Annotated in this window: 21 protein-coding genes; 12 read left to right on the top strand and 9 right to left on the bottom strand. The window is 61.5% G+C overall.

Annotation, left to right across the window (positions count from 1 at the left end; all coding sequences use genetic code 11):
* The first annotated feature begins 1 nt into the window (after position 1).
* The 5 genes from lpxD to lpxB all read left to right on the top strand — a co-directional run bounded on the left by lpxD (position 2) and on the right by lpxB (position 4,485).
* Positions 2 to 1,057 carry a UDP-3-O-(3-hydroxymyristoyl)glucosamine N-acyltransferase gene (lpxD, locus tag ATN84_RS10255; protein ID WP_068881551.1) on the top strand — a complete coding sequence of 352 codons (1,056 nt, stop codon included), beginning with the start codon at positions 2 to 4 and terminating at the stop codon, positions 1,055 to 1,057.
* Positions 1,050 to 1,526, top strand: a complete 477-nt coding sequence (fabZ, locus tag ATN84_RS10250) for a 3-hydroxyacyl-ACP dehydratase FabZ (RefSeq protein WP_068881550.1) — start codon at positions 1,050 to 1,052, stop codon at positions 1,524 to 1,526. Before lpxD ends, fabZ begins: the two co-directional genes overlap by 8 nt.
* Positions 1,527 to 1,533: 7 nt before the next feature.
* A complete protein-coding gene (lpxA, locus tag ATN84_RS10245; protein WP_068881549.1) occupies positions 1,534 to 2,364 on the top strand; it encodes an acyl-ACP--UDP-N-acetylglucosamine O-acyltransferase in 831 nt (276 codons plus the stop codon).
* Positions 2,348 to 3,229, top strand: a complete 882-nt coding sequence (locus tag ATN84_RS10240; protein WP_068881970.1) for an LpxI family protein — start codon at positions 2,348 to 2,350, stop codon at positions 3,227 to 3,229. The genes lpxA and ATN84_RS10240 overlap by 17 nt, the downstream gene beginning before the upstream one ends.
* A 71-nt stretch (positions 3,230 to 3,300) precedes the next feature.
* The gene (lpxB, locus tag ATN84_RS10235; protein WP_068881548.1) at positions 3,301 to 4,485 is read left to right on the top strand and encodes a lipid-A-disaccharide synthase; all 1,185 of its coding nucleotides are present in this window, start codon (positions 3,301 to 3,303) and stop codon (positions 4,483 to 4,485) included.
* A 70-nt stretch (positions 4,486 to 4,555) separates the two neighbouring features.
* Here lpxB and gltA read toward each other — a convergent pair whose 3' ends face one another.
* Together gltA and gltX are read right to left on the bottom strand one after the other, a co-directional pair.
* The gene (gene gltA / locus ATN84_RS10230; protein ID WP_068881969.1) at positions 4,556 to 5,848 is read right to left on the bottom strand and encodes a citrate synthase; all 1,293 of its coding nucleotides are present in this window, start codon (positions 5,846 to 5,848) and stop codon (positions 4,556 to 4,558) included.
* Positions 5,849 to 6,043: 195 nt separating this feature from the next.
* A complete protein-coding gene (gene gltX / locus ATN84_RS10225) occupies positions 6,044 to 7,465 on the bottom strand; it encodes a glutamate--tRNA ligase (RefSeq protein ID WP_068881547.1) in 1,422 nt (473 codons plus the stop codon).
* A 112-nt stretch (positions 7,466 to 7,577) separates the two neighbouring features.
* On the opposite strand from gltX, the gene ATN84_RS10220 reads away from it, so the two are divergent.
* Positions 7,578 to 10,199, top strand: coding sequence for a ComEC/Rec2 family competence protein (locus ATN84_RS10220; RefSeq protein ID WP_082766223.1), 2,622 nt, complete (start codon positions 7,578 to 7,580; stop codon positions 10,197 to 10,199).
* Here ATN84_RS10220 and lexA read toward each other — a convergent pair.
* From lexA to ATN84_RS10185, 7 genes are all read right to left on the bottom strand, one after another.
* The gene (gene lexA / locus ATN84_RS10215; protein WP_068881545.1) at positions 10,193 to 10,912 is read right to left on the bottom strand and encodes a transcriptional repressor LexA; all 720 of its coding nucleotides are present in this window, start codon (positions 10,910 to 10,912) and stop codon (positions 10,193 to 10,195) included. The two genes, ATN84_RS10220 and lexA, sit on opposite strands and share 7 nt — an antisense overlap.
* A 140-nt stretch (positions 10,913 to 11,052) precedes the next feature.
* Positions 11,053 to 11,907 (bottom strand): D-amino-acid transaminase, encoded by an 855-nt coding sequence (locus tag ATN84_RS10210; RefSeq protein WP_068881968.1) that lies wholly within the window; start codon positions 11,905 to 11,907, stop codon positions 11,053 to 11,055.
* A gap of 85 nt (positions 11,908 to 11,992) precedes the next feature.
* A complete protein-coding gene (locus ATN84_RS10205) occupies positions 11,993 to 13,201 on the bottom strand; it encodes a molybdopterin molybdotransferase MoeA (RefSeq protein WP_068881544.1) in 1,209 nt (402 codons plus the stop codon).
* A 3-nt stretch (positions 13,202 to 13,204) separates the two neighbouring features.
* Positions 13,205 to 13,699 (bottom strand): cyclic pyranopterin monophosphate synthase MoaC, encoded by a 495-nt coding sequence (gene moaC / locus ATN84_RS10200; RefSeq protein WP_068881543.1) that lies wholly within the window; start codon positions 13,697 to 13,699, stop codon positions 13,205 to 13,207.
* Positions 13,700 to 13,704: 5 nt separating this feature from the next.
* Entirely contained in the window at positions 13,705 to 14,523 is an 819-nt protein-coding gene (gene trpC / locus ATN84_RS10195; protein ID WP_068881542.1) for an indole-3-glycerol phosphate synthase TrpC, read from the bottom strand.
* Positions 14,524 to 14,526: 3 nt separating this feature from the next.
* Positions 14,527 to 15,546, bottom strand: coding sequence for an anthranilate phosphoribosyltransferase (gene trpD / locus ATN84_RS10190; RefSeq protein WP_068881541.1), 1,020 nt, complete (start codon positions 15,544 to 15,546; stop codon positions 14,527 to 14,529).
* 8 nt (positions 15,547 to 15,554) lie between these two features.
* Entirely contained in the window at positions 15,555 to 17,444 is a 1,890-nt protein-coding gene (locus tag ATN84_RS10185) for a peptidyl-prolyl cis-trans isomerase (protein ID WP_068881540.1), read from the bottom strand.
* Between the two features lie 170 nt (positions 17,445 to 17,614).
* On the opposite strand from ATN84_RS10185, the gene tpiA reads away from it, so the two are divergent.
* From tpiA to kdsA, 6 genes are all read left to right on the top strand, one after another.
* Positions 17,615 to 18,379, top strand: a complete 765-nt coding sequence (tpiA, locus tag ATN84_RS10180) for a triose-phosphate isomerase (protein ID WP_068881539.1) — start codon at positions 17,615 to 17,617, stop codon at positions 18,377 to 18,379.
* A gap of 118 nt (positions 18,380 to 18,497) precedes the next feature.
* The gene (gene secG / locus ATN84_RS10175) at positions 18,498 to 18,923 is read left to right on the top strand and encodes a preprotein translocase subunit SecG (RefSeq protein ID WP_068881538.1); all 426 of its coding nucleotides are present in this window, start codon (positions 18,498 to 18,500) and stop codon (positions 18,921 to 18,923) included.
* A gap of 262 nt (positions 18,924 to 19,185) precedes the next feature.
* Complete coding sequence (locus ATN84_RS10170; protein WP_068881537.1) at positions 19,186 to 19,878, top strand: L,D-transpeptidase; 693 nt, start codon at positions 19,186 to 19,188, stop codon at positions 19,876 to 19,878.
* Positions 19,879 to 20,052: 174 nt separating this feature from the next.
* Positions 20,053 to 21,681 (top strand): CTP synthase, encoded by a 1,629-nt coding sequence (locus tag ATN84_RS10165; RefSeq protein WP_068881536.1) that lies wholly within the window; start codon positions 20,053 to 20,055, stop codon positions 21,679 to 21,681.
* Positions 21,682 to 21,685: 4 nt separating this feature from the next.
* The gene (locus tag ATN84_RS10160; RefSeq protein WP_068881535.1) at positions 21,686 to 22,579 is read left to right on the top strand and encodes a VOC family protein; all 894 of its coding nucleotides are present in this window, start codon (positions 21,686 to 21,688) and stop codon (positions 22,577 to 22,579) included.
* Positions 22,580 to 22,584: 5 nt separating this feature from the next.
* Positions 22,585 to 23,418 (top strand): 3-deoxy-8-phosphooctulonate synthase, encoded by an 834-nt coding sequence (gene kdsA, locus ATN84_RS10155; protein ID WP_068881534.1) that lies wholly within the window; start codon positions 22,585 to 22,587, stop codon positions 23,416 to 23,418.
* Positions 23,419 to 23,461: the final 43 nt, after the last annotated feature.

The following is a 23,461-nucleotide window of genomic DNA, read 5'->3' as shown; positions in this document are numbered from 1 at the left end:
GATGGCAGATCCCATTTTTTTCACGCCGTCGCGTCAATTGACAATCGGCGACATCGCCGAATTTACGGGTGCGAAGCTCCGCGATGCGGAGCTCGCGTCGCGTGCTGTTATGCGCCTAGCCTCACTTTCCGATTCCGATCCCGATGCCCTGGTGTTTCTGGAAGGCAAGAAGAATGCGGGCAATCTCGCCAATCTGAAAGCGGCGGGCGTGCTTTGTACCGAGGAACTGCAGGGCAGCATCCCTTCCGGCGTCGCCGTCCTTCTGACGCGCAAGCCTCACCGGGATTTCTCCGCCGTCGGCAGAATGCTGTTTCCTGCCTCGGCCCGCCCTGAGCCCTGGCTTGGTGAAACGGGCGTTTCGAAGAAGGCAAGCATCCATCCCACGGCCGAGATCGAGCCGGGCGCCACGGTGGAAGCGGGCGCGGTCATCGGCAAGGGCGTGGCGATCGGGGCGGGCACCGTTATTTCGGCCACCGCCGTCATCGGGGCAAATTGCCAGATCGGACGCGACAGCTTTGTCGGCCCCGGCGTTTCCATTCAATATGCCTTTATCGGCAACCGCGTTTATCTGCATCCCGGTGCGCGTATCGGGCAGGACGGCTTCGGCTACATTCCAGGTGCCGCCGGCATGGAGAAGGTGCCGCAGCTCGGCCGCGTTATCATCCAGGACGATGTCGAGATCGGCGCCAACACCACCGTGGACCGCGGATCGCTCGCCGATACGATCATCGGCGAGGGCACCAAGATCGACAATCTCGTGCAGATCGCCCACAATGTGCATATCGGCCGACATTGCGTCATCGCCGCCCATTGCGGCATTTCAGGCAGCGTCACGATCGGGGACATGACCATGCTCGGCGGTCGCGTCGGTCTGGCGGATCATCTGACAATCGGTTCACGCGTGCAGATCGCGGCGGCGAGCGGCGTGATGAACGACATTCCGGACGGTGAGAAATGGGGCGGTCTGCCCGCGCGTCCGTTCAAGCAATGGTTCCGGGAAGTCGCGGCACTTCGCAGCATCGGACAGCCAAAGAGGGAGAAGTCTTCGGATGAATGAGACCGGGCGGGCCAATTTGAACGCAGCCGACATTCAGAGGCTGCTGGCGACGTTGCCGCATCGCTATCCCTTTCTGCTGATCGATCGCATCGTCGATATCGATGGCGACCAGTCGGCGACTGGCATCAAGAACGTCACCATCAACGAGCCGCATTTCACCGGACATTTCCCGGATAATCCCATCATGCCGGGTGTTCTCATCATCGAGGCGATGGCCCAGACGGCGGGGGCGATCTCGCTCCTGCAGCGCGGCGCCGACAAGCCCGGCATCGTTTATTTCCTCACCATCGACAATGCGAAATTCCGGCGCCCCGTCGTCCCCGGCGACCGTCTGATGATCCACGTCAAGAAACTCAAGCAGCGTGCCAATATATCGAGGTTCGAATGCATCGCGGAAGTCGACGGCGTCCGCGTGGCCGAAGCCGAAGTGGCCGCGATGATCGGCACTGCCGAAGACAGCCAAGCGTGAATCTCTTATGAGCGAAACTTTCATTCATCCGACAGCCCTGGTTGAAAAAGGCGCTGAGCTGGGCGCCGGCGTCTCGGTCGGGCCTTTCTGCCATGTTCAGGCGGGCGCGGTGCTTGGCGACGGCGTCCAGCTGATGAGCCATGTCGTGATTACGGATGCCACCACGCTCGGCGCCGGATCGAAGGTCTATCCCCATGCGATCCTCGGCTGCGACCCACAGAACGGCAAGCACAAGGGTGGTCCGACGACGCTCACGGTCGGTGTCAACTGCACCATCCGCGAAGGCGTCACCATGCATCGCGGATCTGATTCAAGCCGCGGCCACACCTCCGTCGGCGACAATTGCTCTTTTCTCGCCTATGCCCATGTCGCTCATGACAGCGATGTCGGCAATCACGTGACCTTTTCCAACAACGTGATGATCGGCGGCCATTGCGTCATTGGCGATCATGTCATCATCGGCGGCGGCGCGGGCATACACCAGTTCTGCCGCGTCGGCCATCATGCCTTCGTCGGCGGCCTTGCCGCGCTTGTCCATGATCTCATTCCCTATGGGATGGCGATCGGCGTCCAGGCGCATCTGGGCGGCCTCAATATCGTGGGCATGAAGCGCTCCGGCATGCCGCGCGCCGAGATCCACAATATCCGCCGCGCCTCGCGCATGCTGTTCGACCGCACCAAGCCGATCAGGGCGCGCGCAGAGGACGTTCTGAAAGCCATGCCGGGTTCGCCCGCCGTTGCCGATCTGATCTCTTTCATCACCGTCGATACCAAGCGTGCCTATTGTACCCCGCTGTTTGATGCCGCCGACCATGGCGGGCATGACGACGAGAGCTGAGGCTGGAGCCGTGGCGCCCGGAGCCGACGCCGCAGGCCGCACGGCTATTATCGCCGGTAATGGCCTTCTGCCACTGAAAGTGGCTGAAAGCCTTGAGAAGCAGGGTAGGGCTCCTTTCATCGTCGCGATGCGGGACGAAGCCGATCCTGCGCTTTACCGTTATGATCATGCGGAAATCTCCGTGGTGGAGTTCCGCAAGCTGATTGGTTCGATGAAGACCGCCGGCGTGCGCAATGTGATATTGGCTGGCGGCGTGCGCAGCCGCCCGCATTTTTCCGATCTGAGGCTCGATGGCCCGACGCTTGCCGCGATACCGCGAATGATCGGGGCGCTGGGCCGGGGCGACGATGCGCTGCTGCGCGCCTTCATCGATCTTGTCGAATCCTATGGTTTCAAAGTTGTCGGCGCCCATGAAATCGTGCCCGACCTGCTGGCGCCGCCCGCCACCCGCTTGACGACCAGGAAACCGGACGGGGAGGATGAGCGCAATATTGCCATCGCCCGCGAGGCGGCGCGAATGATCGGCGTTCTCGATATCGGGCAGGGGACGGTTGCCGTCGGCGGCCGCGTCGTGGCGCTGGAGGGCGCCGAGGGCACCGATGCCATGCTGGAGCGTGTCGCGCAACTCCGCAATGCCAGGCGCATCCCGCCGAAAGGCGGCGTTCTTGTCAAATGCGCCAAGCCGACGCAGGATGAGCGCGCCGACCTGCCGGCGATCGGCCTGTCAACGGTCGAGAATGCGGCGCGGGCCGGGCTCTCCGGCATCGCGATCGAGGCCGGGAAGACATTTATCCTGGGGTTCGGGGAAACCGTGGCGGCAGCCAACAACAAAGGCGTTTTCATAGAGACGTTCGACTCGGATTAGAGCATGATCCCGAAAAGTTGCAGATTTTTCGGACAGGATCATGCGGCTGAATAAACACCGGAGGAAAGCCGATGGCGCGGAAAATGCCGCTGAAGATCGCGATCATCGCCGGGGAGGAATCCGGTGATCTGCTCGGCGCGGATCTGATTGATGCGCTGCGCGGGCAGACGGACCGCCTGGTCAATCTCGTCGGCGTCGGTGGCACGCATCTGCAGGAGCGCGGCCTGAAAAGCCTGTTCGATCCGGGCGAGATCGCACTGATGGGCTTGAGCGCGGTGCTCCAGAACCTGCCCAGGCTGGTTCTGCGCATTTCGCAGGCGGCGAAGGCCGTCGTCGCGGCCAAGCCCGACTGCCTCATCATCATCGATAGTCCGGACTTCACCCATCGTGTGGCCCGCAAGGTTCGGGCTGCCGATCCCACCATTCCGATCGTCAAATATATCGCTCCCACCGTCTGGGCATGGCGTCCGCAGCGCGCCAAGGCCATGCGCGCCTATGTCGACCATATCCTGACCATCCTGCCTTTCGAGGTGGATGTGCTGAAACGGCTGAGCGGACCGCCGGCGACCTATGCCGGACACCGTCTGGCAAGCTACAAGCCGATCCTGGATGTGAGAGCGGCGCGCATGGAACGCGAGACATCGCGGATGGATGATAAAGAGCGGACGCTGCTCGTGCTGCCGGGATCACGGCGCTCGGAGATCAAGACGCTGATGGAGCCCTTCGGCAAGGCTGTGGCCGAACTCTCCGGGCGGATCGAGACACTGCACGTCGTGCTTCCGACCCTTGCCGCCATCGAACCGATGGTGCGGGCGCTCTCCGCCGAATGGCTTGTAAAGCCACTGATCGTGACGAGCGAGGAGGACAAATGGAAGGCGTTCGGGCAGGCGGACGCAGCCCTTGCCGCCTCGGGTACCGTCTCGCTTGAACTGGCGCTGACCCATGTCCCCACCGTTCTCGCCTACAAGGTCGACTGGTTCGCCAAGCAGTTCCTGATGCCGCGCATTACCACCTGGAGCGCGGCGCTGCCCAATATCATCGCCGATGAAGCCATCATCCCCGAGCATTTCAACGAATTCGTCCGGCCAGGACTGCTGGCCCGCCAACTTGACCGGCTGATGCGGCCAGGTCCCGCGCGAGAAGCTCAGATCTCAGGGTTCAGGCACATCGCCGACCTCATGACGACGGACAGACCGGCGGGGGAAATCGCGGCCAAGACCGTACTCGATCTGGTCGACACCGCAAAATCCCGATAAAGCCCGATTATTCTGTTCATAAAAAAAGGCGCCCCAAGCGCCTTTTTTTGTCGTTTCTGGCCGTTTTGCGTTATTTCCGCTTGGCCAGCGGCACGAAATCGCGCAGCGGCTCGCCAGTGTAAAGCTGGCGCGGACGGCCGATCTTCTGCTGCGGATCCTCGATCATCTCCTTCCACTGGGCGATCCAGCCGACAGTACGGGCGACGGCGAAGAGCACCGTGAACATCTCTGTCGGGAAGCCCAGCGCCTTCAGCGTGATGCCCGAATAGAAGTCGATATTCGGATAGAGCTTCTTTTCGATGAAATACTCGTCGGTGAGGGCGATCTTTTCCAATTCCATCGCCACGTCGAGCAGCGGATCGTCCTTGATGCCGAGCTCGCCGAGAACCTCATGCGTCGTCTTCTGCATGATCTTGGCGCGTGGATCGTAGTTCTTGTAGACGCGGTGGCCGAAGCCCATGAGACGGAACGGATCGTTCTTGTCCTTCGCCTTGGCGATGAATTCGGGAATGCGGTCGACCGTGCCGATCTCCGAAAGCATGTTGAGGGCGGCCTCATTGGCGCCGCCATGCGCCGGGCCCCAGAGGCAGGCGACGCCCGCTGCAATGCAGGCGAAGGGATTGGCGCCGGAAGAGCCGGCCAGACGCACGGTAGAGGTGGAGGCGTTCTGCTCGTGGTCGGCGTGCAGGATGAAGATGCGGTCCATGGCGCGCGCCAACACCGGATTGACCTTGTATTCCTCGCAAGGCACAGCGAAGCACATGCGCAGGAAATTCGAGGCGAGATCCAGGTCGTTCTTCGGATAAACGAAGGGCTGGCCGACATGGTATTTATAGGCCATCGCGGCAAGCGTCGGCATCTTGGCGATCAGCCGGATCGAGGCGACCATGCGCTGATGCGGATCGGTGATGTCGGTCGAGTCGTGATAGAAGGCGGACATGGCGCCGACGCAGCCGACCATGACGGCCATCGGATGCGCATCGCGGCGGAACCCGGTGAAGAAGCGGGTCATCTGCTCGTGCACCATGGTGTGGTGTGTCACGCGATAATCGAAATCCGCCTTCTGCGCCTTGGTCGGCAGCTCACCGTAAAGCAGGAGATAGCAGGTCTCCAGGAAATCGCCATGCTCGGCGAGCTGATCGATCGGATAGCCACGGTAAAGAAGCATGCCCTCGTCGCCATCGATATAGGTGATCTTCGATTCGCACGAGGCCGTCGAGGTGAAGCCGGGATCGTAGGTAAAGGCGTGGGCATTCTTGTAGAGCGGGCCGATGTCGACGACGTCTGGTCCAACAGTGCCCTTGCGGACAGGCAGATCGAAGGTATTGCCGTCAAGGGTGATACTCGCTGTATTAGTAGACATAATCGTTCCTTTCAAATCCTCCGTCACCGCCATTCACGCGGTGAGATCGAAATAGCCCTTATCTTTTTTCGTGCTGAACCATCCCGAGATTTCGCACGTCAAACTATCCCAAACCTCCAATGTTGCAATGCGGAATTTCACCTCCGGGGCCAGCTTTTGTAACGACCCCGTGATGCACCTTGAGTCGCCCCGGATTTAATCGATCTGATCCCTAATTCTTGCGAGAGATTCCTCTCTGCCGAGAACAGCCAGCACATCGAATACGCCAGGAGAGGTTACGCGGCCCGTCAGGGCGGCACGCAACGGCTGCGCGATCTTGCCGAGCTTCAGGCCGACCGATTCCGCATAGGCGCGAATGGCGGCGTCAAGGCTTTCCGGCGTCCAGTCGCTTGCCTGCTCCAGCGCCGGCAACGCGCCCTTGAGGATTGCCCGGCCCTCATCGCCAAGCAGCGAAGCAGCTTTCTCGTCCAGGGTCAGCGGACGCGCGGCGAAGATGAATTTCGCGCCATCGGCGAGCTCGACAAGCGTCTTGGCGCGCTCCTTCAAACCCGGCATGGCGGCAAGAAGCTGGCCGCGACGCCCGCCATCGAGAGATGCAAGCAATTCCGGCCCGCCGTCGATTTCCGGCAGTACGGCAATGAGCGCGTCGAGAAGCGCGTGGTCGTCGCTTGAACGCATGTAATGGCCGTTGATTGCCTCCAGCTTCTGGAAGTCGAAACGCGCCGCGCCCTTATTGATGCCGCTGACATCGAACCATTCGATCATCTCATCGGTCGACATGATCTCGTCGTCGCCATGGCTCCAGCCGAGGCGGACGAGATAATTGCGCAGCGCCGCCGGCAGATAGCCCATGGCGCGATAGGCCTCGACACCGAGCGCGCCGTGCCGCTTGGAAAGCTTCGCGCCATCGGGACCATGGATCAGCGGGATGTGAGACATCAAGGGTACCGGCCAGCCCATGGCGTCATAGATAATCGTCTGGCGCGCGGCATTGGTCAGGTGATCGTCGCCGCGAATGATATGCGTCACGCCCATGTCGTGATCGTCGACCACGACGGCATGCATATAGGTCGGGTTGCCGTCGGAGCGCAGGATGATGAAATCGTCGAGATCCTTGTTCGGAAAGCGGACCTCGCCCTGTACCTCGTCATGCACCACAGTCTCGCCGCTCTGCGGCGCCTTGATGCGAATGACCGGCTTCACGCCCGCCGGCGCCTCGGATTGATCGCGGTCGCGCCAACGCCCGTCGTAGCGGGGAGGGCGGCCCTCGGCGCGGGCCTTTTCGCGCATCTCGTCGAGCTCCTGGGGCGTCGCATAGCAATAATAGGCCTTGCCCTTGGCAACGAGCTCTTCCGCGACCTCGCGATGACGCGGCGCGCGCTCATATTGCGAGATCGCATCGCCGTCCCAATCAAGGCCGAGCCAACGCAAGCCGTCGAGAATGGCCCTGACCGCGGCCTCAGACGAGCGCTCCCGGTCTGTATCCTCGATGCGCAGCAGCATCTTGCCGCCGGTATGTTTCGCATAGAGCCAGTTGAAGAGCGCCGTGCGCGCGCCGCCGATATGCAGAAAGCCGGTGGGCGAGGGCGCAAAGCGGGTAATCACGGGTGAGGACATGACAACTCCGGTGAGTGCGGGGCCTGGTTGAAGACCCCACTCGATTTCGGTTGGCGTTCATGTAGCATAGGTGGCTGACGGTGCAAGTGTGCTGGCACCGCAGCGGGGGCCAATGAGGGGAGTGCACGACACGGACGAGGTCGATGAACGGCTGCTTCTGAAGCGGCCGGGCTTTGCCGTGCCGCCTGCCGAAGCATTGCCGGAGCGGATACAGGCCACCACATTTCTGCCCGAGCGCCGCGAGGCACTGTTCCCAGCGCGTCAGCATATAGTTGCTCGCGTCCAGTCGTTCGGCGGATCTGTTGCCAGGCTCCTTTCGGAGGAGCAGGAACACGGCACCTATTTCCTCTTCCTGCCGGTCTTTGCGGCCATAGGCGCAATTCTCTATTTCTCGCTTCCCTCCGAACCGCGATGGCAACCCCTGCTTTCCGGTCTGACCGTGCTCATCACGATCCGCATTCTCGCGCACAGGCGTCAGCTCATGGCCATGGCGCTGACATTCGCGATCGCCGTCCTGGCGGGCATGCTGACGGCAAAAACGGAAACGATGCGGCTTTCGACGCCGATGCTCGGCGGTGACATAACCACGCGCGTCACCGGGCGCATCCTCGCCATGGAGCAGAACGACAAGGGCGGATGGCGCGTGACGCTGGAGGTGCTTTCGACCGTGCGGCCGACGCTTCGCTATGCGCCCGATCGCATCCGCGTTTCGGCCCGCGATCTTCCAGCTTCCGCCGATATCGGCTCGGGCTTGTCCGGTCTGGTGCGCCTGCGCGCCCAATCCGGCCCCGTCCGGCCCGCAAACTACGATTTTGCCTTCCATGGCTATTTCAACGGCATCGGCGCGAATGGTTTTTTCCTGGGAACGCCCCAGAGCGTTGCGGTTTCTCCGCCGGACGAAATCGGCACGCGTCTCATGTTGTGGATCGCCAACCTCAGGCAGGGCATTACCGAGAGCATCGCATCGAGCCTCGAAGGGGAGAAAGGCGCGATCGCCGCGGCACTCATCACCGGGCACAGGGAAGGGATCAGCGAGGAAACGAATGAAGCACTACGCCTGAGTGGCCTTGCGCATATTCTTTCCATATCCGGCCTTCACATGGCGCTCGCCGGCGGGCTCGTCATGCTGGTGGTGCGTGCGCTGATCGCCCTGTTCCCCGGCTTCGCCATGCGCCATCCCGTAAAGAAATATGCGGCAGGGGCGGCTCTGCTGGGGTCGGCCTTCTATCTCATGCTGTCGGGTTCCGCGATCGCGGCTCAGCGCAGCTTCATCATGCTCGCGGTGATGCTCATCGCCGTCATGATGGATCGCGCCGCCATCACCATGCGCAATCTCGCTCTGGCCGCACTGATCGCCATCATTCTTGTTCCGCATGAGCTGCTTGGCCCCAGCTTCCAGATGTCCTTTTCCGCGACGGCCGCGCTGATAGCGGCTTTCGCCTGGTGGACGGGCAGGAAGCGCAGTCGCTACGAACAGGGACTGGTTCCCGCGTCCGCGGCGAAAGGCTTTGTCGGCAAAATCGTCATGTCGGTCGGGGCAACGGCCGCCACAGCGGTGATCGCCGGAACGGCGAGCGGCATTTTTGCACTCTATCATTTCAACAACACCGCGCCGCTCGGCCTTCTTGGAAATGTGCTTGCGGTTCCGGTCATTTCGATCTGCGTCATGCCTTTTGCCGTCCTCAGCCTGTTGATGATGCCTTTGGATCTCGAATGGCTGCCCCTGCAGGTGATGGGGACGGGCATCGAAATGGTCAAATGGGTGGCCCGCGAAGTGGCCGCGATCTCGCCGAACACCAATCCGGGCATCATGCCCATTGCGACGCTGCTGTTGTGGTCCGCGGGATTGGTGCTTGTCATCTTCCTGAAGACCTGGCTGCGCGCCGTTTCGCTCCTGTTCTTTGCGACAGGCCTGATCCTTTTCATCCGCGAAGGCGGTCCGGATCTGATCATATCGGAAGATGGCCGGCTGGTGGCGATGCGCATCGGGGATGGCGCGCTGGCGGTCAACCGAAGCCGCCCCTCGCGCTTCACCATCGAGAACTGGCAGAAGGCCTATAATGCACCTGATATCATCAAACCGCAGGCCGGTCAGGATAACGAGCAAAAAGGCTTCATTTGCGAGGAAGGCATCTGCCTTGCCGAAATGCGCGACGAGCGGATGCTGGCTTATACCGACGTCGCGGAAGGCCGAAGCGCCGCCTGTGCGATAGGCGACATGGTCATCCTTGCATTTCCCGGCAAGAACCTCTCCTGTGGTCGGGACGAGAAAATCGTGATCACCCTGCGCGATCTGGCGGTAAAGGGAGCGCTTGAAGTAAGGCTTGGCGAAGCAGGGCAGGCCGCACCAGCCCCTCGTGCTCGTGCGGGACTGGTTCAGGAAGAACCGGCTTATCCGAATGAAGCGGAAACTGATTTTTCCCTGGATGGGAGCGGAGAGCCGGAGCCGCCGCCCGGCCTCGTGAGAATAGCCACCGCTCCCCAGGCTCAGGCGAGCGGAGGCACTGAAGATCAGCAAAATGCTTCTGATGGCGCGCCAAGCGCGCAACAGGCGATCCTGACTTATGCAATCGGTCCGCCGGAGCGACCGTGGAACCAGCATCGGCTCTTCTCACGCGCCGCCCGCGGCCTGCCGGAGAAAACCCGGCCGAACAACAGTTCCAAAGCCGGGCAGAAACAACCCAGAAAATGGGCCGCCAAACCGGCCAAAACGCATCCGCACGTCGATCAATAGCGGCGGATGAGCCCGACCAGCTTGCCTTGCACGCGAACCCGGTCCGGCCCGAAGATGCGCGTTTCATAGGCCGGATTGGCCGCTTCAAGCGCAATCGAGGCGCCCTTGCGACGGAAGCGCTTGAGCGTTGCCTCTTCGTCATCGACGAGCGCTACCACGATTTCGCCGGGATTGGCCGTTTCGCCACGCTTGATGACAACCGTATCGCCGTCGAATATGCCGGCCTCGATCATCGAATCGCCTTTGACTTCAAGCGCATAATGGTCGCCCGGCCCGATCATCTCCGGCGGCAGGCTGATCATATGCGTCTGGTTCTGGATGGCGGCGATCGGAACACCGGCCGCGATGCGTCCCATTACCGGCACGCTGACAGGAGCCACCGCATCGTCATCATTGGCGACCCGGGGGCGGGACGAAACCGGCGCCACATTCCGTCCCAGGCTGCCCTCGATGACGCTCGGGGCGAATTTCTTCTGCGCATTCAGCCCCGGCGCGATGGAATCGGGAAGGCGCACCACCTCGAGCGCGCGGGCCCGGTTCGGCAGGCGGCGGATGAAGCCGCGCTCTTCCAGCGCCGTGATCAGCCGGTGGATGCCCGATTTCGAAGCCAGATCAAGCGCTTCCTTCATTTCATCGAAAGAAGGGGGGATTCCGGTTTCCTTCAACCGCTCGTGGATGAAAAGCAGAAGCTCATGTTGCTTACGCGTCAGCATGGCAGGTTCCTTCGCGGGAATCGGAACAAAAACAAAACCAGAACGAACACTATATGTTCCAGTCTTGTTCTGCAACTGTTTTAATTTCGTTAACGATGTTACAGTTCTGACGTATTTCCTGCCGGAAGCCTGCACGCAGCTCAGATGGCGCCGGAGAGCCTGTCCTCGATATAGGCGGCCCGAAGCCGCTGTGTAACCGGGCCGGGCAGGCCGTCGCCGACAGGCCCGTCGTCGATCCGCGTTACCGGCATCACGAAGCTTGAGGCAGATGTGATGAAGGCTTCCGCTGCATTCTTCGCTTCCTCGGGAGTGAATGCCCGTTCCTCGACCGTCACGCCGACGCTGCGCGCGAGATCCAGCACAGAGGCGCGTGTGATGCCATGCAGGATGGCGCTGCTGAGGCTGCGGGTTACGAGCTTGCCTTCGGTGGTGACGATATGGGCGTTGGCAGAGCTGGCTTCGGTGATGAAACCATCCTCCACCAGCCAGGCATCGTCGGCGTTGCGGCGCATGGCTTCCATCTTCGCAATGGAGGGATAGAGAAGTTGCACCGTCTTGATGTCGCGCCGCGCCCAGCGCAGATCAGGTATCGTGATGACGGAAATGCCGGTTTCCACCTTCGGATTGGCCAGAATGGCCTTCGCCTGGGTGAAAAGCACGATGGTGGGAGCGGGATTTTTCGGAAAAGCGAAATCGCGGTCGGCCGGGCCGCGCGATATCTGGAGGTAGATCAGCCCTTCGTCGAGATTGTTGCGGGCGACGATCTCACGATGGATTTCGAGCAGGCTGTCGGGATCGGTCGGAGAGGGGATTCGCAGTTCGCCCAGCGAGCGTTTCAGCCGCGCGGCATGGCCGGCATAATCGATGAGCTTTCCGCCGATGACGGCAGTGACTTCATAAACGGCGTCGGCAAAGAGAAAGCCGCGGTCGAAGACGGAAACCTTGGCCTCGCTTTCAGGAAGCCACTCGCCATTGACATAGACAATGCGCTGCATATTCAAATCCTTGCCGCCAAAACGAAAATGAGATGCCGACATACAAATGGCTGATGGCGAAATTGCAAGTGCTTTCCGCCCGCAATCAGCGCAGCATCAACACCTCGCATGGATCTCCCGCGCGCGCCGGCTCCGCATGCGGCTCACGAATGATGAGCCCGTTCGCGCGGGCGAGCGCGCTCAGCATGGAGGAATCCTGCAGGGGCAGGGGGGTGGCGATGAGTTCGCCATGCTCATTGGGGTGGATTTCCGCGCGGATATGATCGCGCCTCTGATCATTGGCCGGCATGTCGGCGCCGAGGCGCGCTCTGCGGATATCCGGTCGATAGGGCCTGCCCGCCAGCGCCGAGACGAGCGGGGCCAGAAAAAGGTGGCCGCATACCAGGCTCGACACCGGATTGCCCGGCAGCCCGAGAACGCACAAGCCTTGCAGTCTTCCGAACATCAGTGGCTTGCCTGGCCGCATGGCGATCTTCCAGAAATCGAGTTCCATGCCGCGCCGGGTCAGTGCCGCATGAACCAGATCGTGATCGCCGACCGAAGCGCCGCCGAGCGTGACCAGAACATCCGCGCCCTTCTCGATCGCCGTGGCGATGGCCGCCTCGATATGTTCGATGCGGTCGCCGACGATGCCGAGATCGAGCACCTCGCCGCCACGGATGCGGATGATCTCGGCGATGCCGAGATCGTTGGAGGAGATGATCTGGTCGGGACCCGGCACTTCGCCCGGAGCGACCAATTCGTCACCGGTGGCGATGATCGCTACTTTGGGCCGGCGCACGACATGAAGCGCGGCGTTGTTCGCGGCCGCTGCGAGCGAAAGCGCGGCCGGATCGAGAACGCGGCCCGGCTGGAGAAGGACGTCGCTCTTGCTGAAATCGAGACCGGCGCGGCGGATATTCCGACCCTTTGAAACGGTCTGCAGGACGCGGACCGCGCCATCCTCGAGCCGCTCTGTGTTTTCCTGAATTAGCACCGTATCCGCGCCTGGCGGAACCGGAGCGCCGGTGAAGATACGCACGGCTTCTCCGGCTGCAACGGCCCCGGCAAAGCGGCGGCCGGCGGCTGATTCGCCGATAACCTTCAATTGGGCCGGCACAGAAAGGACATCGTCCGCACGGATCGCATAGCCATCCATCGCCGAGGCATCGAAGGGCGGCTGGGTGTGATATGCTTCGACGGGCCGGGCAAGTACCCGACGGCCGGCCTGGGCGATGGGCAGGATTTCCTCGCCAAGCGGCTCCGCGCCGGCCAAAAGCCGCGCCAGCGCTTCATCCACGGGCAACAGCGCCATATGTCAGACCTTCCCCTGCAGTGGTGCGGTCCAATCCCCCGACTTGCCGCCACTCTTCGAAAGAAGCCGGATATTGCCGATGACCATGGCTTTGTCTGCGGCCTTCGCCATGTCGTATATGGTGAGGCAGGCAATGGACACGGCGGTCAACGCCTCCATCTCCACACCGGTCTTACCTGTCAATTTGGCTGTCGCCTGCACCCGCAGACCGGGCAGCGCGTCATCCGCCTCGATCTCGACGGAGACATTGGTCAGCATCAGCGGGTGGCAGAGCGGTATCAGTTCGGCTGTTTTCTTGGCAGCCATGATGCCGGCGATGCGCGCGGCGCCGATCACATCGCCCTTGGCGGCATTGCCTTCAAGGATACGTTGCAAGGTTTCGGGAAGCATGGTCACGAAACCTTCGGCGACGGCGACGCGCTCGGTCTCGCCCTTCGCCCCGACATCGACCATATGGGCCGCACCGGTCTCGTCGAGATGGGTAAGCTTGCCGGTCATGACGCTCAGCCTGTCGCGCGGCGCGTTTCCACGTCGCCATGAAGAAGCGCCCGGGTGGCCGCGGCGACATCCTCCTGCCGCATCAGGCTTTCGCCGATGAGAAAAGTGCCGATCCCCGATTTCTGCAGTCGCAGGCAGTCCGCATGCGTGAAGATGCCGCTTTCGCCGACCAGCAGCCGGTCGTCGGGCACCATTGTGGCGAGCCGTTCGGCGACAGCGAGATCCACCTCGAAGGTCCGCAGATTGCGGTTGTTGATGCCAAGGAGAGGAGAGGAGAGCTTCAGCGCGCGCTCCATTTCCGCCTCGTCATGGACTTCGACCAGCGCATCCATGCCAAGCGAAAGGGCGGTCTCCTCCAGATCACGGGCGAGATCATCGCTGACGCTCGCCATGATGATCAGGATGCAGTCCGCGCCCCAGCTGCGGGCCTCATGAACCTGATAGGTGTCGAACAGGAAATCCTTGCGCAATGCGGGCAGGGAACATGCTGCGCGGGCCGCCACGAGGAATTCCGGCGCGCCCTGAAAGGAGGGTGTGTCGGTCAGCACCGAAAGGCAGGCTGCGCCGCCGAGCTCGTAGGCCTTCGCCAGCGCCGGCGGGTCGAAATCCGGCCGGATCAGCCCCTTGGAGGGGCTGGCCTTCTTGATCTCGGCGATCAGCGCGAAATCGCCCTCGGCACGTTTGCTCTCCAAGGCTTTGAGGAAGCCGCGAGGCGGCGGCTGATCCGCTGCTCGAGCCTTGATTTCGGCAAGCGGCAGACGCGCCTTGGCATCAGCGATTTCCTCGCGCTTGTAGGCTTCGATCTTCTTGAGAATATCGGCCATGGCTTAGACGCTTTCGCGATTGGAAACAACGATAAGCTTCTTCAATACCGCATCTGCGGCACCGCTGTCGATCGAATGGGCGGCAAGTGCAATCCCTTCGTCAAGATTTGCTGCCTTGCCGGCGATGACCAGCGCCGCGCCTGAATTGAGCACCGTGATATCGCGGAAGGCGCCCTTGACGCCGTCGAGCACGCCACGCAGAGCCTCGGCATTATACATGGCGTCGCCACCCTTCAGTTCGCCCGGATCGGCCCGCCTCAAGCCCACGCTTTCCGGCGTCACCTCGAATGTGCGTATCTCGCCATTTTCGAGTGCTGCGACATGGGTCGTGCCCGCCGTCGTCATCTCGTCAAGCCCGTCGCCATGCACGACCCAGACCGATTCCGACCCCAGTTCCTTCAGCACATGCGCGATCGGCTCCACCCACTGGCGCGCGAAGACGCCGACGAGCTGACGCTTCACCCCTGCCGGATTGGAGAGCGGACCAAGCAGGTTGAAAATCGTGCGCGTGCCGAGCTCGACGCGGCTGGGGCCGACATGGCGCATCGCCGAATGATGCGAGGGGGCGAACATGAAGCCCAGCCCTGTCTCCCGGATGCATTCGGAGATCAGCTCGGGGCCAGCCTCGATATTGATGCCGAGAGCGGCAAGTGTATCGGCCGCGCCTGATTTCGATGAAAGCGCCCGGTTGCCGTGCTTGGCCACCGGAACGCCGGCGCCCGCCACCACAAAGGCGGAGCAGGTCGAGACATTGTAGGAGCCGGACTGGTCGCCGCCGGTGCCGACGATATCGATGGCATCGGCCGGCGCCTCCACCGGCAGCATCTTGGCGCGCATCGATGCGACGGCGCCGGCGATCTCGTCCACCGTTTCGCCCCGCACCCTGAGCGCCATCAGGAAGCCGCCGATCTGCGACGGCGTCGCCTCGCCCGACATCATGATGCCAAAGGCCTCCTCGGCTTCCGTCCGCGAAAGCGGAACGCCGGAAGCAGCCTTGCCTATATGGGTTTTCAAATCAGCCATGACGTTTCTCAATAAGCCAGCGCCTGATCGATGGCGGCCTGATTGACGGTGACGGGGAACTCGGTCTGCAATTTCGCAACGAGCTGATCCAGCAGATCGTCGGAAAGGCGCGCGGCAAAGCCCTGGCGCTGATCCTCGGGGATCGTATCGGGCCCCACGCCGGCCGGCTCAACCGATTCGACCACTTTGAAAACGATCTGCGCATTATCGGAAGCCGCGGGCGCAATGCCCGACATGCCGTCCGGACCGCCGAAAACCTGCGCAACGGCCTGGGCCGACAGTTCGGTATCGGTGCTGCTGCGGGTGATGCCGCGCTTGGTCTGTTTGTCGAGAGAGAGCTCGGAGGCAAGCGCATCCAGCGTCGTACCATCGTCTAGGCGCTTTTTCAGTTCTTCGGCCTTGGCCATGAGCCGCTTTTGCGCTTCCTCCGCCTTCCATTGCTCCACGACCTTGTCCTTGACCTCGTCGAGCGTGCGATCGCGGGCAGGGGTCACACCGTCGACCTGATACCAGAGATAGCCGTTGGTGCCGATCGGCAGGGGATCGTTGTCGAGACCGGGATCCGTCTGGAAGGCGGCCGGCAGGAGCCGCGCCTGATCGGGGATGTCGGCAACGGGTTTTCCATCCGGACCATTGCCGCTGCTGTCCACGGCATCCACGGTAACGGCTTTGAGCTTCAGCTTGGCCGCAGCTTCCGCCATCGTCGCGCCGGACGAGCGCTCGTCCTCGTAATTATCGTGAACGCCGAGAACCGCGCTTGCCGCCTGGGTGACGGCGATGGTTTTGCGGATTTCCGCCTCCACCTCGGAAAGCGGCTTGACCGTCCGCGGCGTAATGGCCGTGACACGCAGGATGACTGGCCCGAATGCGCCATTCACCACGTCGCTCACCCCGCCTTGCGCCAGAGCGAACGCGGCATCGGCGATCGGCTGGTCGAGAAGGCTGCCCTTCTCCAACGTACCAAGCTTGACGTCATCGAGCGTCTTGCCCTGTTCCTTGACGATATCGTCAAAGGAGCTTCCGGCAAGGATCTTCTCATGCGCCGCCTTCGCGGCATCCGCGTCGGGGAAGCTCAGCTGCTCCACGGCCCGGGTTTCCTGCGTGGTGTAGCGCGAAATGTTCTTGTCGTAATAGTCCTTGATCTCTTCCGGGGTAACGGAGGAGAGATCGGCGATATCCTCCGGCTCGAGCTTCACATAGGTGATCTTGCGATATTCCGGCGCCTTGTACTCGGCCAGATGAGCGTCGAAATAGGCCTTGAGATCGCTGTCGGACGGGTTGGGGATCTCGCCGGCGCTGGAAAGCGGCAGGGTGATATAATCGATGGTTCGGCTTTCGCCTTGATAGAGCGCCAGTGCTTTGAGGAGCGTATCGGGCGCCTTGATGCCATCCGTCACGGCTTCGACGATCTGCTGGCGACGGGCGACCTGGGCACGGTTCTGCAGATAATCCTGTGGGCGCATGCCGACCTGGCGCAAGACGTCGCTGAACCGGGACGGATTGAAACGGCCGCTGGCGTCGTGGAAGGCCGGGTCCTCCGCGGTCAGACGCGCGAGCCGATCCTTGGAGAGCCCAAGGTTCATATGCCGTGCCTCCTCGTCGAGGACGACCCCGGCTACCAGCTGGGAGAGAACCTGATTGGTGATCCCGAGCGCTTGCGCCTGTTCGCGCGTAAGCCGCTGGTTGAACCGCTGCGAGAGGAACTGCAATTGCCGGTCATAGGCGAGACGGAATTCCGTCGTCGAGACCTCGGAACGCCCGGCGGATAGAACGGCATTGCTGCTGAGCCCGCCTCTGAAGACATCCGCGATCCCCCAGACGGCGAAACTCAGCACCAGAACGCCGAGGAGGAGTTTGGCAACCCATGAACGGGCGGCATCACGCAAACTGTCGAGCATAGGAATTCCGTCGTTGAGCAAGGTTTCTCTTTTAGAAACCGGGGATAGCCTCAAGCAGGGGCGGGATGCAAGGATTCATTGCGGTCGCGGCGTTTGCTTTACAATCCGGATTTGCTAGTCAGGGGCGAATTGACCGGCCACGCGGCCGGCAAACAGACGAGGAGCAGAAGATGACCCCAGCTATCCGTCCATTGGTCGCAGGCAACTGGAAAATGAACGGCATGGGGGAATCCCTTGCCGAATTGCGGGCGATCGCCACCGGCCTGAGTTCCGATCTCGGGCAAAAACTGGACGCGGTGATCTGTGTTCCCGCGACACTGCTTTCCCGCGCTGCCGAAACGCTGGTCTCCGAAACGGTCCGTCTTGGTGGGCAGGATTGCCATGTGAAGGAAATAGGCGCCCATACCGGCGATATCTCCGCCGCCATGCTGAAGGAAGCCGGTGCGGATTATGTGATCCTTGGTCATTCGGAACGCCGAACCGATCATCATGAAACCGACGAACTCGTCAGAGCGAAGACGGAAGCCGCTTGGAAAGCCGGCCTTGCGGCCATTATCTGCGTCGGCGAGACGGCGACGGAACGGCAGGAAGGGCGGACGCTCGATGTGATCGGCAGGCAATTGCTGGGCTCGCTCCCGGACAATGTGAAGAGTGATACGACGATTATCGCCTATGAACCCGTATGGGCCATCGGCACGGGCCAGACACCAACGGCCGAAGACGTCGAGAAGGCGCATGCCTTCATGCGCAGCGAGCTGATCGCCCGTTTCGGTTCGGAAGGGGCAAAGCTGCGCCTGCTCTATGGCGGGTCGGTGAAGTCCGCGAATGCTGTCGAGCTTCTCGGCATCTCTAACGTGGATGGAGCGCTTGTCGGTGGCGCGAGCTTGAAAGCGACCGACTTCCTCGCCATCTGTGAGGCTTACAGAACCCTGTAAAGCTGCCAATACGCTGCATTGCTGCGGCTAAGTGGATTTTCCATGCGCCGCCGACTTGGATTATGGCGCAATAGGGTGTAAAGAGCCGCGTCCAAAGCTAGAAAGCAGACCAGAATCCATGCAAACCGTTCTCATCGTCGTTCATCTCCTGATCGTCCTCGCCCTGGTTGGCGTGGTGCTTATTCAGCGCTCCGAAGGTGGTGGCCTCGGTATCGGCGGCGGTTCCGGTTTCATGACGGCGCGTGGTGCGGCAAACGCTCTGACCCGGACGACGGCAATCCTGGCGGCGGCCTTTTTCGCCACTTCGATCGCGCTCACCATCCTGGCGCGCTACGGCGAACGGCCGACCGATATCCTGAACCGCATCCCGGCCGCGACCGGCACGCAGACACAGACCCCCGGCTCGGGTGGCGTGCTCAACCAGCTCGGCGGTTCGTCATCGCAGAAACCGCCGGCAGAGACGGCGCCTGCGGAAACCACCCCGCAACAGCCGGAGCAGACCGCGCCCGCTGCACCTGCCAGCCCGGTTCCGAATTCGCAGTAAAACGGCAAGTTTCGGCTTATCGATTGCAAGCATCCAAAGCTCTCCATTCCATTGGAGAGCTTTGTTGTCGTGGCTTGATATTGCTTTTTTCGGCGCTGCAGAAAGTGTTGCAACAGAGCAATACATCGAATCGATTTCCTTTCACTCGCAATATTGTGCGTTGAGCGGAAATCAGGTTTCGCGTATCTGAAATGAAAGGGCCGGAGCTTGGATTTGGCGATCCGCACCGGCATACGAGGATCTACTTTTCGGGGACAAACCCATGTTTTCACGCCGTATTCTTCTCGCCAGCGTTGCGGGGCTGTATCTGACCGTTCCAGTATCGGCGCAATCCGCCGCCCAGGGCGCCGCCTCGATTTCCGACGCCGATGCCCGGGTCCAGCAGGTCTCGCTCGTGACCGAGAGCAAGAAATCGCCGACCAAGCAGCAGGCGAGCAAGAAGACGGTCACGAAAAAGCAGACGGCTCAAAGGCACAACAAATACAATATCGACCCCAAATATATGCCGCAGGACGTCGCATTCTCGGGCTATAAGCCCGGCACGATCGTGATCGATCCGAAGCAGCGCTTCCTCTATTTGGTCGAGACGCCGACCACCGCGCGCCGCTATGGCATCGCCGTCGGCAAGGAAGGGCTGGAATGGAAGGGCACCGCGACGATCGGAACCAAGCGTGAATGGCCGCGCTGGATTCCGACCAAGGAGATGATCCAGCGTGAGCCGGTCAAGTATGGCCGCTACAAAGACGGCATGGACGGCGGCCCCGGCAATCCGCTCGGCGCCCGCGCGCTCTATCTCTCCCAGGGCAACAAGGATACCTATATCCGTATCCACGGTACCACGCAGCCCTGGACCATCGGCAGCTCCGCATCGAACGGCTGCTTCCGCATGGTCAACGAGCACGTGATGGATCTCTACAACCGCGTCAGCGTCGGCACGGAAGTCGTCGTTCGCTGATCCGCAGCATATCAAATCGGTGAAAAAGCCGGGTTCAGCCCGGCTTTTTTGCTGCGCCTTGGCGCATTGAACAAACAATTCAAACCCAATCCGCAGGATCGGTTGGGGGAAAATTCCCCCGGCCCCGATTTTTTTGTGGCGGAATCAATCAGGAGGGTCTAACGACGTAAGCCCATGGCGCGATATGTATTCATCACAGGCGGCGTGGTTTCCTCTCTCGGAAAAGGCATCGCTGCCGCAGCACTTGCGGCTCTCCTGCAGGCACGTGGTTACCGCGTGCGCATCAGGAAGCTTGACCCTTATCTCAATGTCGATCCCGGCACGATGTCGCCTTACCAGCATGGTGAGGTGTTCGTCACGGATGACGGGGCGGAGACCGACCTCGATCTCGGACATTACGAACGGTTCACCGGCCGTCCTGCCAACAAGCAGGACAACATCACCACGGGCCGCATCTACCGCAACATCATCGAGAAGGAACGCCGCGGCGATTATCTCGGCGCGACCGTGCAGGTAATCCCGCACGTCACCGATGAGATCAAAAGCTTCATTGTCGAAGGCAATGAGGACTATGATTTCGTGCTCTGCGAGATCGGCGGCACCGTCGGCGATATCGAGGCGATGCCGTTCCTCGAGGCGATCCGCCAGCTTGGCAACGAGCTGCCGCGCGGCAGCGCCGTCTATATCCACCTGACGCTGATGCCCTACATCCCGGCCGCGGGGGAACTCAAGACCAAGCCGACGCAGCATTCGGTCAAGGAATTGCGCTCCATCGGCATCGCGCCGGATATCCTTCTGGTGCGCGCCGACCGGGAAATCCCGGAATCGGAACGCCGCAAGCTGTCGCTCTTCTGCAATGTACGTCCGTCAGCGGTTATCCAGGCGCTCGATGTCGCCACGATTTACGACGTGCCGATCGCCTATCACAGGGAGGGGCTCGATTCGGAAGTGCTAGCCGCCTTCGGTATCGATCCGGCGCCAAAGCCGCGCATGGAGCGCTGGCAGGAGGTCTCTAACCGCATCCACAGCCCGGAAGGCGAGGTGACCATCGCCATCGTCGGCAAATATACCGGCCTCAAGGATGCCTATAAGTCGTTGATCGAGGCGCTGCACCATGGCGGCATCGCCAATCGGGTGAAAGTCAATCTCGACTGGATCGAATCGGAGGTCTTCGAGCAGGAGGATCCCGCGCCGCATCTCGAAAAAGTGCACGGCATTCTGGTGCCGGGCGGCTTCGGCGAGCGCGGCTCGGAAGGCAAGATCCTGGCGGCGAAATTCGCCCGTGAGCGCAAGGTGCCTTATTTCGGTATCTGCTTCGGCATGCAGATGGCCTGCATCGAGGCTGCCCGCAACCTGGCAGGCATCGAGAACGCATCCTCGACGGAGTTCGGTCCCACGAACGAGCCTGTCGTCGGCCTGATGACGGAATGGCTGAAGGGCAACATGCTGGAAAAGCGCAGTAAATCGGGCGATCTCGGCGGCACGATGCGGCTCGGCGCTTATGAAGCGATGCTCAAGAGCGGCACGCGGATTGCCGAGATCTACGGCTCAACCGACATTTTCGAGCGTCACCGCCATCGCTATGAAGTCAATATCGACTACAAAGAGCGTCTGGAGGAATGCGGGCTGGTATTTTCGGGCATGTCGCCGGATGGCGTTCTCCCCGAAACCATCGAATATCCCGATCATCCCTGGTTCATCGGCGTTCAGTATCATCCCGAGCTGAAATCGCGGCCCTTTGAGCCTCATCCGCTGTTTGCCTCCTTCATCGAGGCGGCCGTCGAACAGAGCCGGCTCGTCTGACGCGATGCCGGCCTCCGTCTCCCCGCGTCAGGCGCGTCCGGTCGACCATCTGGTGCTGCCGACAGCGAGCCTCGACGCGGCGCGGGAGCGGCTGCGGAAGCTGGGCTTCACCGTCGCGCCGGAGGGCAAACACCCGTTCGGGACGGTCAATGTCTGCACCTATCTGGCCGATGGGACGTTTCTCGAAGCATTGGCTATCGGACAGCGCGAGACCTGCGAGCACGCCGCGATCAGGGGCAATGTCTTCGTCACCCGTGACCAGGCATACCGTTTCCGTAACGGTGAAGAGGGCTTTTCCGCATTGGTTATGGGCACGGAGGATGCGAAGGCTGATCACTCGGCCTTCGTCAAGGCAGGCATATCCGCCGGCAAAATCCTGAATTTCTCGCGTGCCTTCGTCACCCCGGATGGTACGCGGGATAAGGCCGCGTTCAGGCTCGCCTTTGCCGCGGACCTACGCGCGCCGGATGTCTTTTTTTTCGCCGTTCAGCGCGTCCGTGTGCCTGCCGTCGACCGCAGCGCATTGCAGCGTCATGAAAACGGCGCGATCGCCATTCGCGAAGTGGTGCTGAGCGAGACGAATCCGACCGATTTTCAGTATCTCATGCAGGAAATCGTCAACGAGCGGGACGTGAACGCGCATTCCTTCGGTATGGATATTCGCGCCGCCAACGCCAATATAGCGGTTCTGACTCCTGCGGGCCTCAAAGCATTTTTGGGTGCAGAAGCTCCGCAAGGACGCGGATTGCGCCTGCAGGGCGTTGTCTTTGCCGTGCACGATCTGGAAAAGGTCGAAGGGCTGCTTTCCGCCAATGGCGTCGCATTTGAAAAACGCAGCGCGCGCATCATCGTCCATCCCGCCGAAGGGCAGGGCGCAACATTCGCATTCGAGGCTTGAACAACATGACACTCAACTCCACAGTTTCCGCAGGCTCGGTCTCGTTTTCGAATTCCGGTCCCCTGTCTCTCATCGCGGGCCCATGCCAGATGGAAAGCCGGCAGCATGCCTTCGACATGGCGGGAGCGCTGAAGGAGCTGACGGAAAAGCTCGGCATCGGCCTCGTCTACAAGTCCAGCTTCGACAAGGCCAACCGCACCTCATTGACCGGCAAGCGCGGCATGGGGCTGGAAGCCTCGCTCGAGGTTTTCGCTGATCTGAAAAATGAGTTCGGCCTGCCAATGCTGACCGATATCCATACCGAAGAGCAATGCGCCATCGTCGGCGAGGTGGTCGACATCCTGCAGATCCCGGCTTTCCTCTGTCGCCAGACCGATCTTTTGATCGCGGCGGCGAAGACCGGGCGGGTCATCAACATCAAGAAGGGCCAGTTCCTCGCGCCCTGGGACATGAAGAACGTCATCGCCAAGGTGACGGAGAGCGGCAATCCGAACGTGCTGGCGACCGAGCGCGGCGTCTCCTTCGGCTATAACACGCTCGTCTCCGACATGCGCGCTCTGCCGATCATGGCCGGCTTCGGCGCACCTGTTGTCTTCGATGCGACCCATTCGGTGCAGCAGCCGGGCGGGCAGGGCGCCTCATCCGGCGGACAGCGCGAGTTTGTCGAAACCCTGGCGCGCGCCGCGGTTGCCGTCGGCGTCGCTGGCGTGTTCATCGAAACCCATGAGGATCCGGACAACGCGCCTTCCGACGGGCCGAATATGGTTCCGCTCGATCAAATGCCGCGCCTTCTCGAGACGCTCATGGCCTTCGACCGCATCACCAAGGCCAAAGCCTGATCGCATATTGTCATCAGGTTTGTTCCAGCTAGGGAACCTCTGC

This window comes from Paramesorhizobium deserti, from assembly GCF_001558695.1.
GTDB lineage: Bacteria > Pseudomonadota > Alphaproteobacteria > Rhizobiales > Rhizobiaceae > Paramesorhizobium > Paramesorhizobium deserti.
This window is presented reverse-complemented; position numbering and strand designations above follow the sequence as displayed.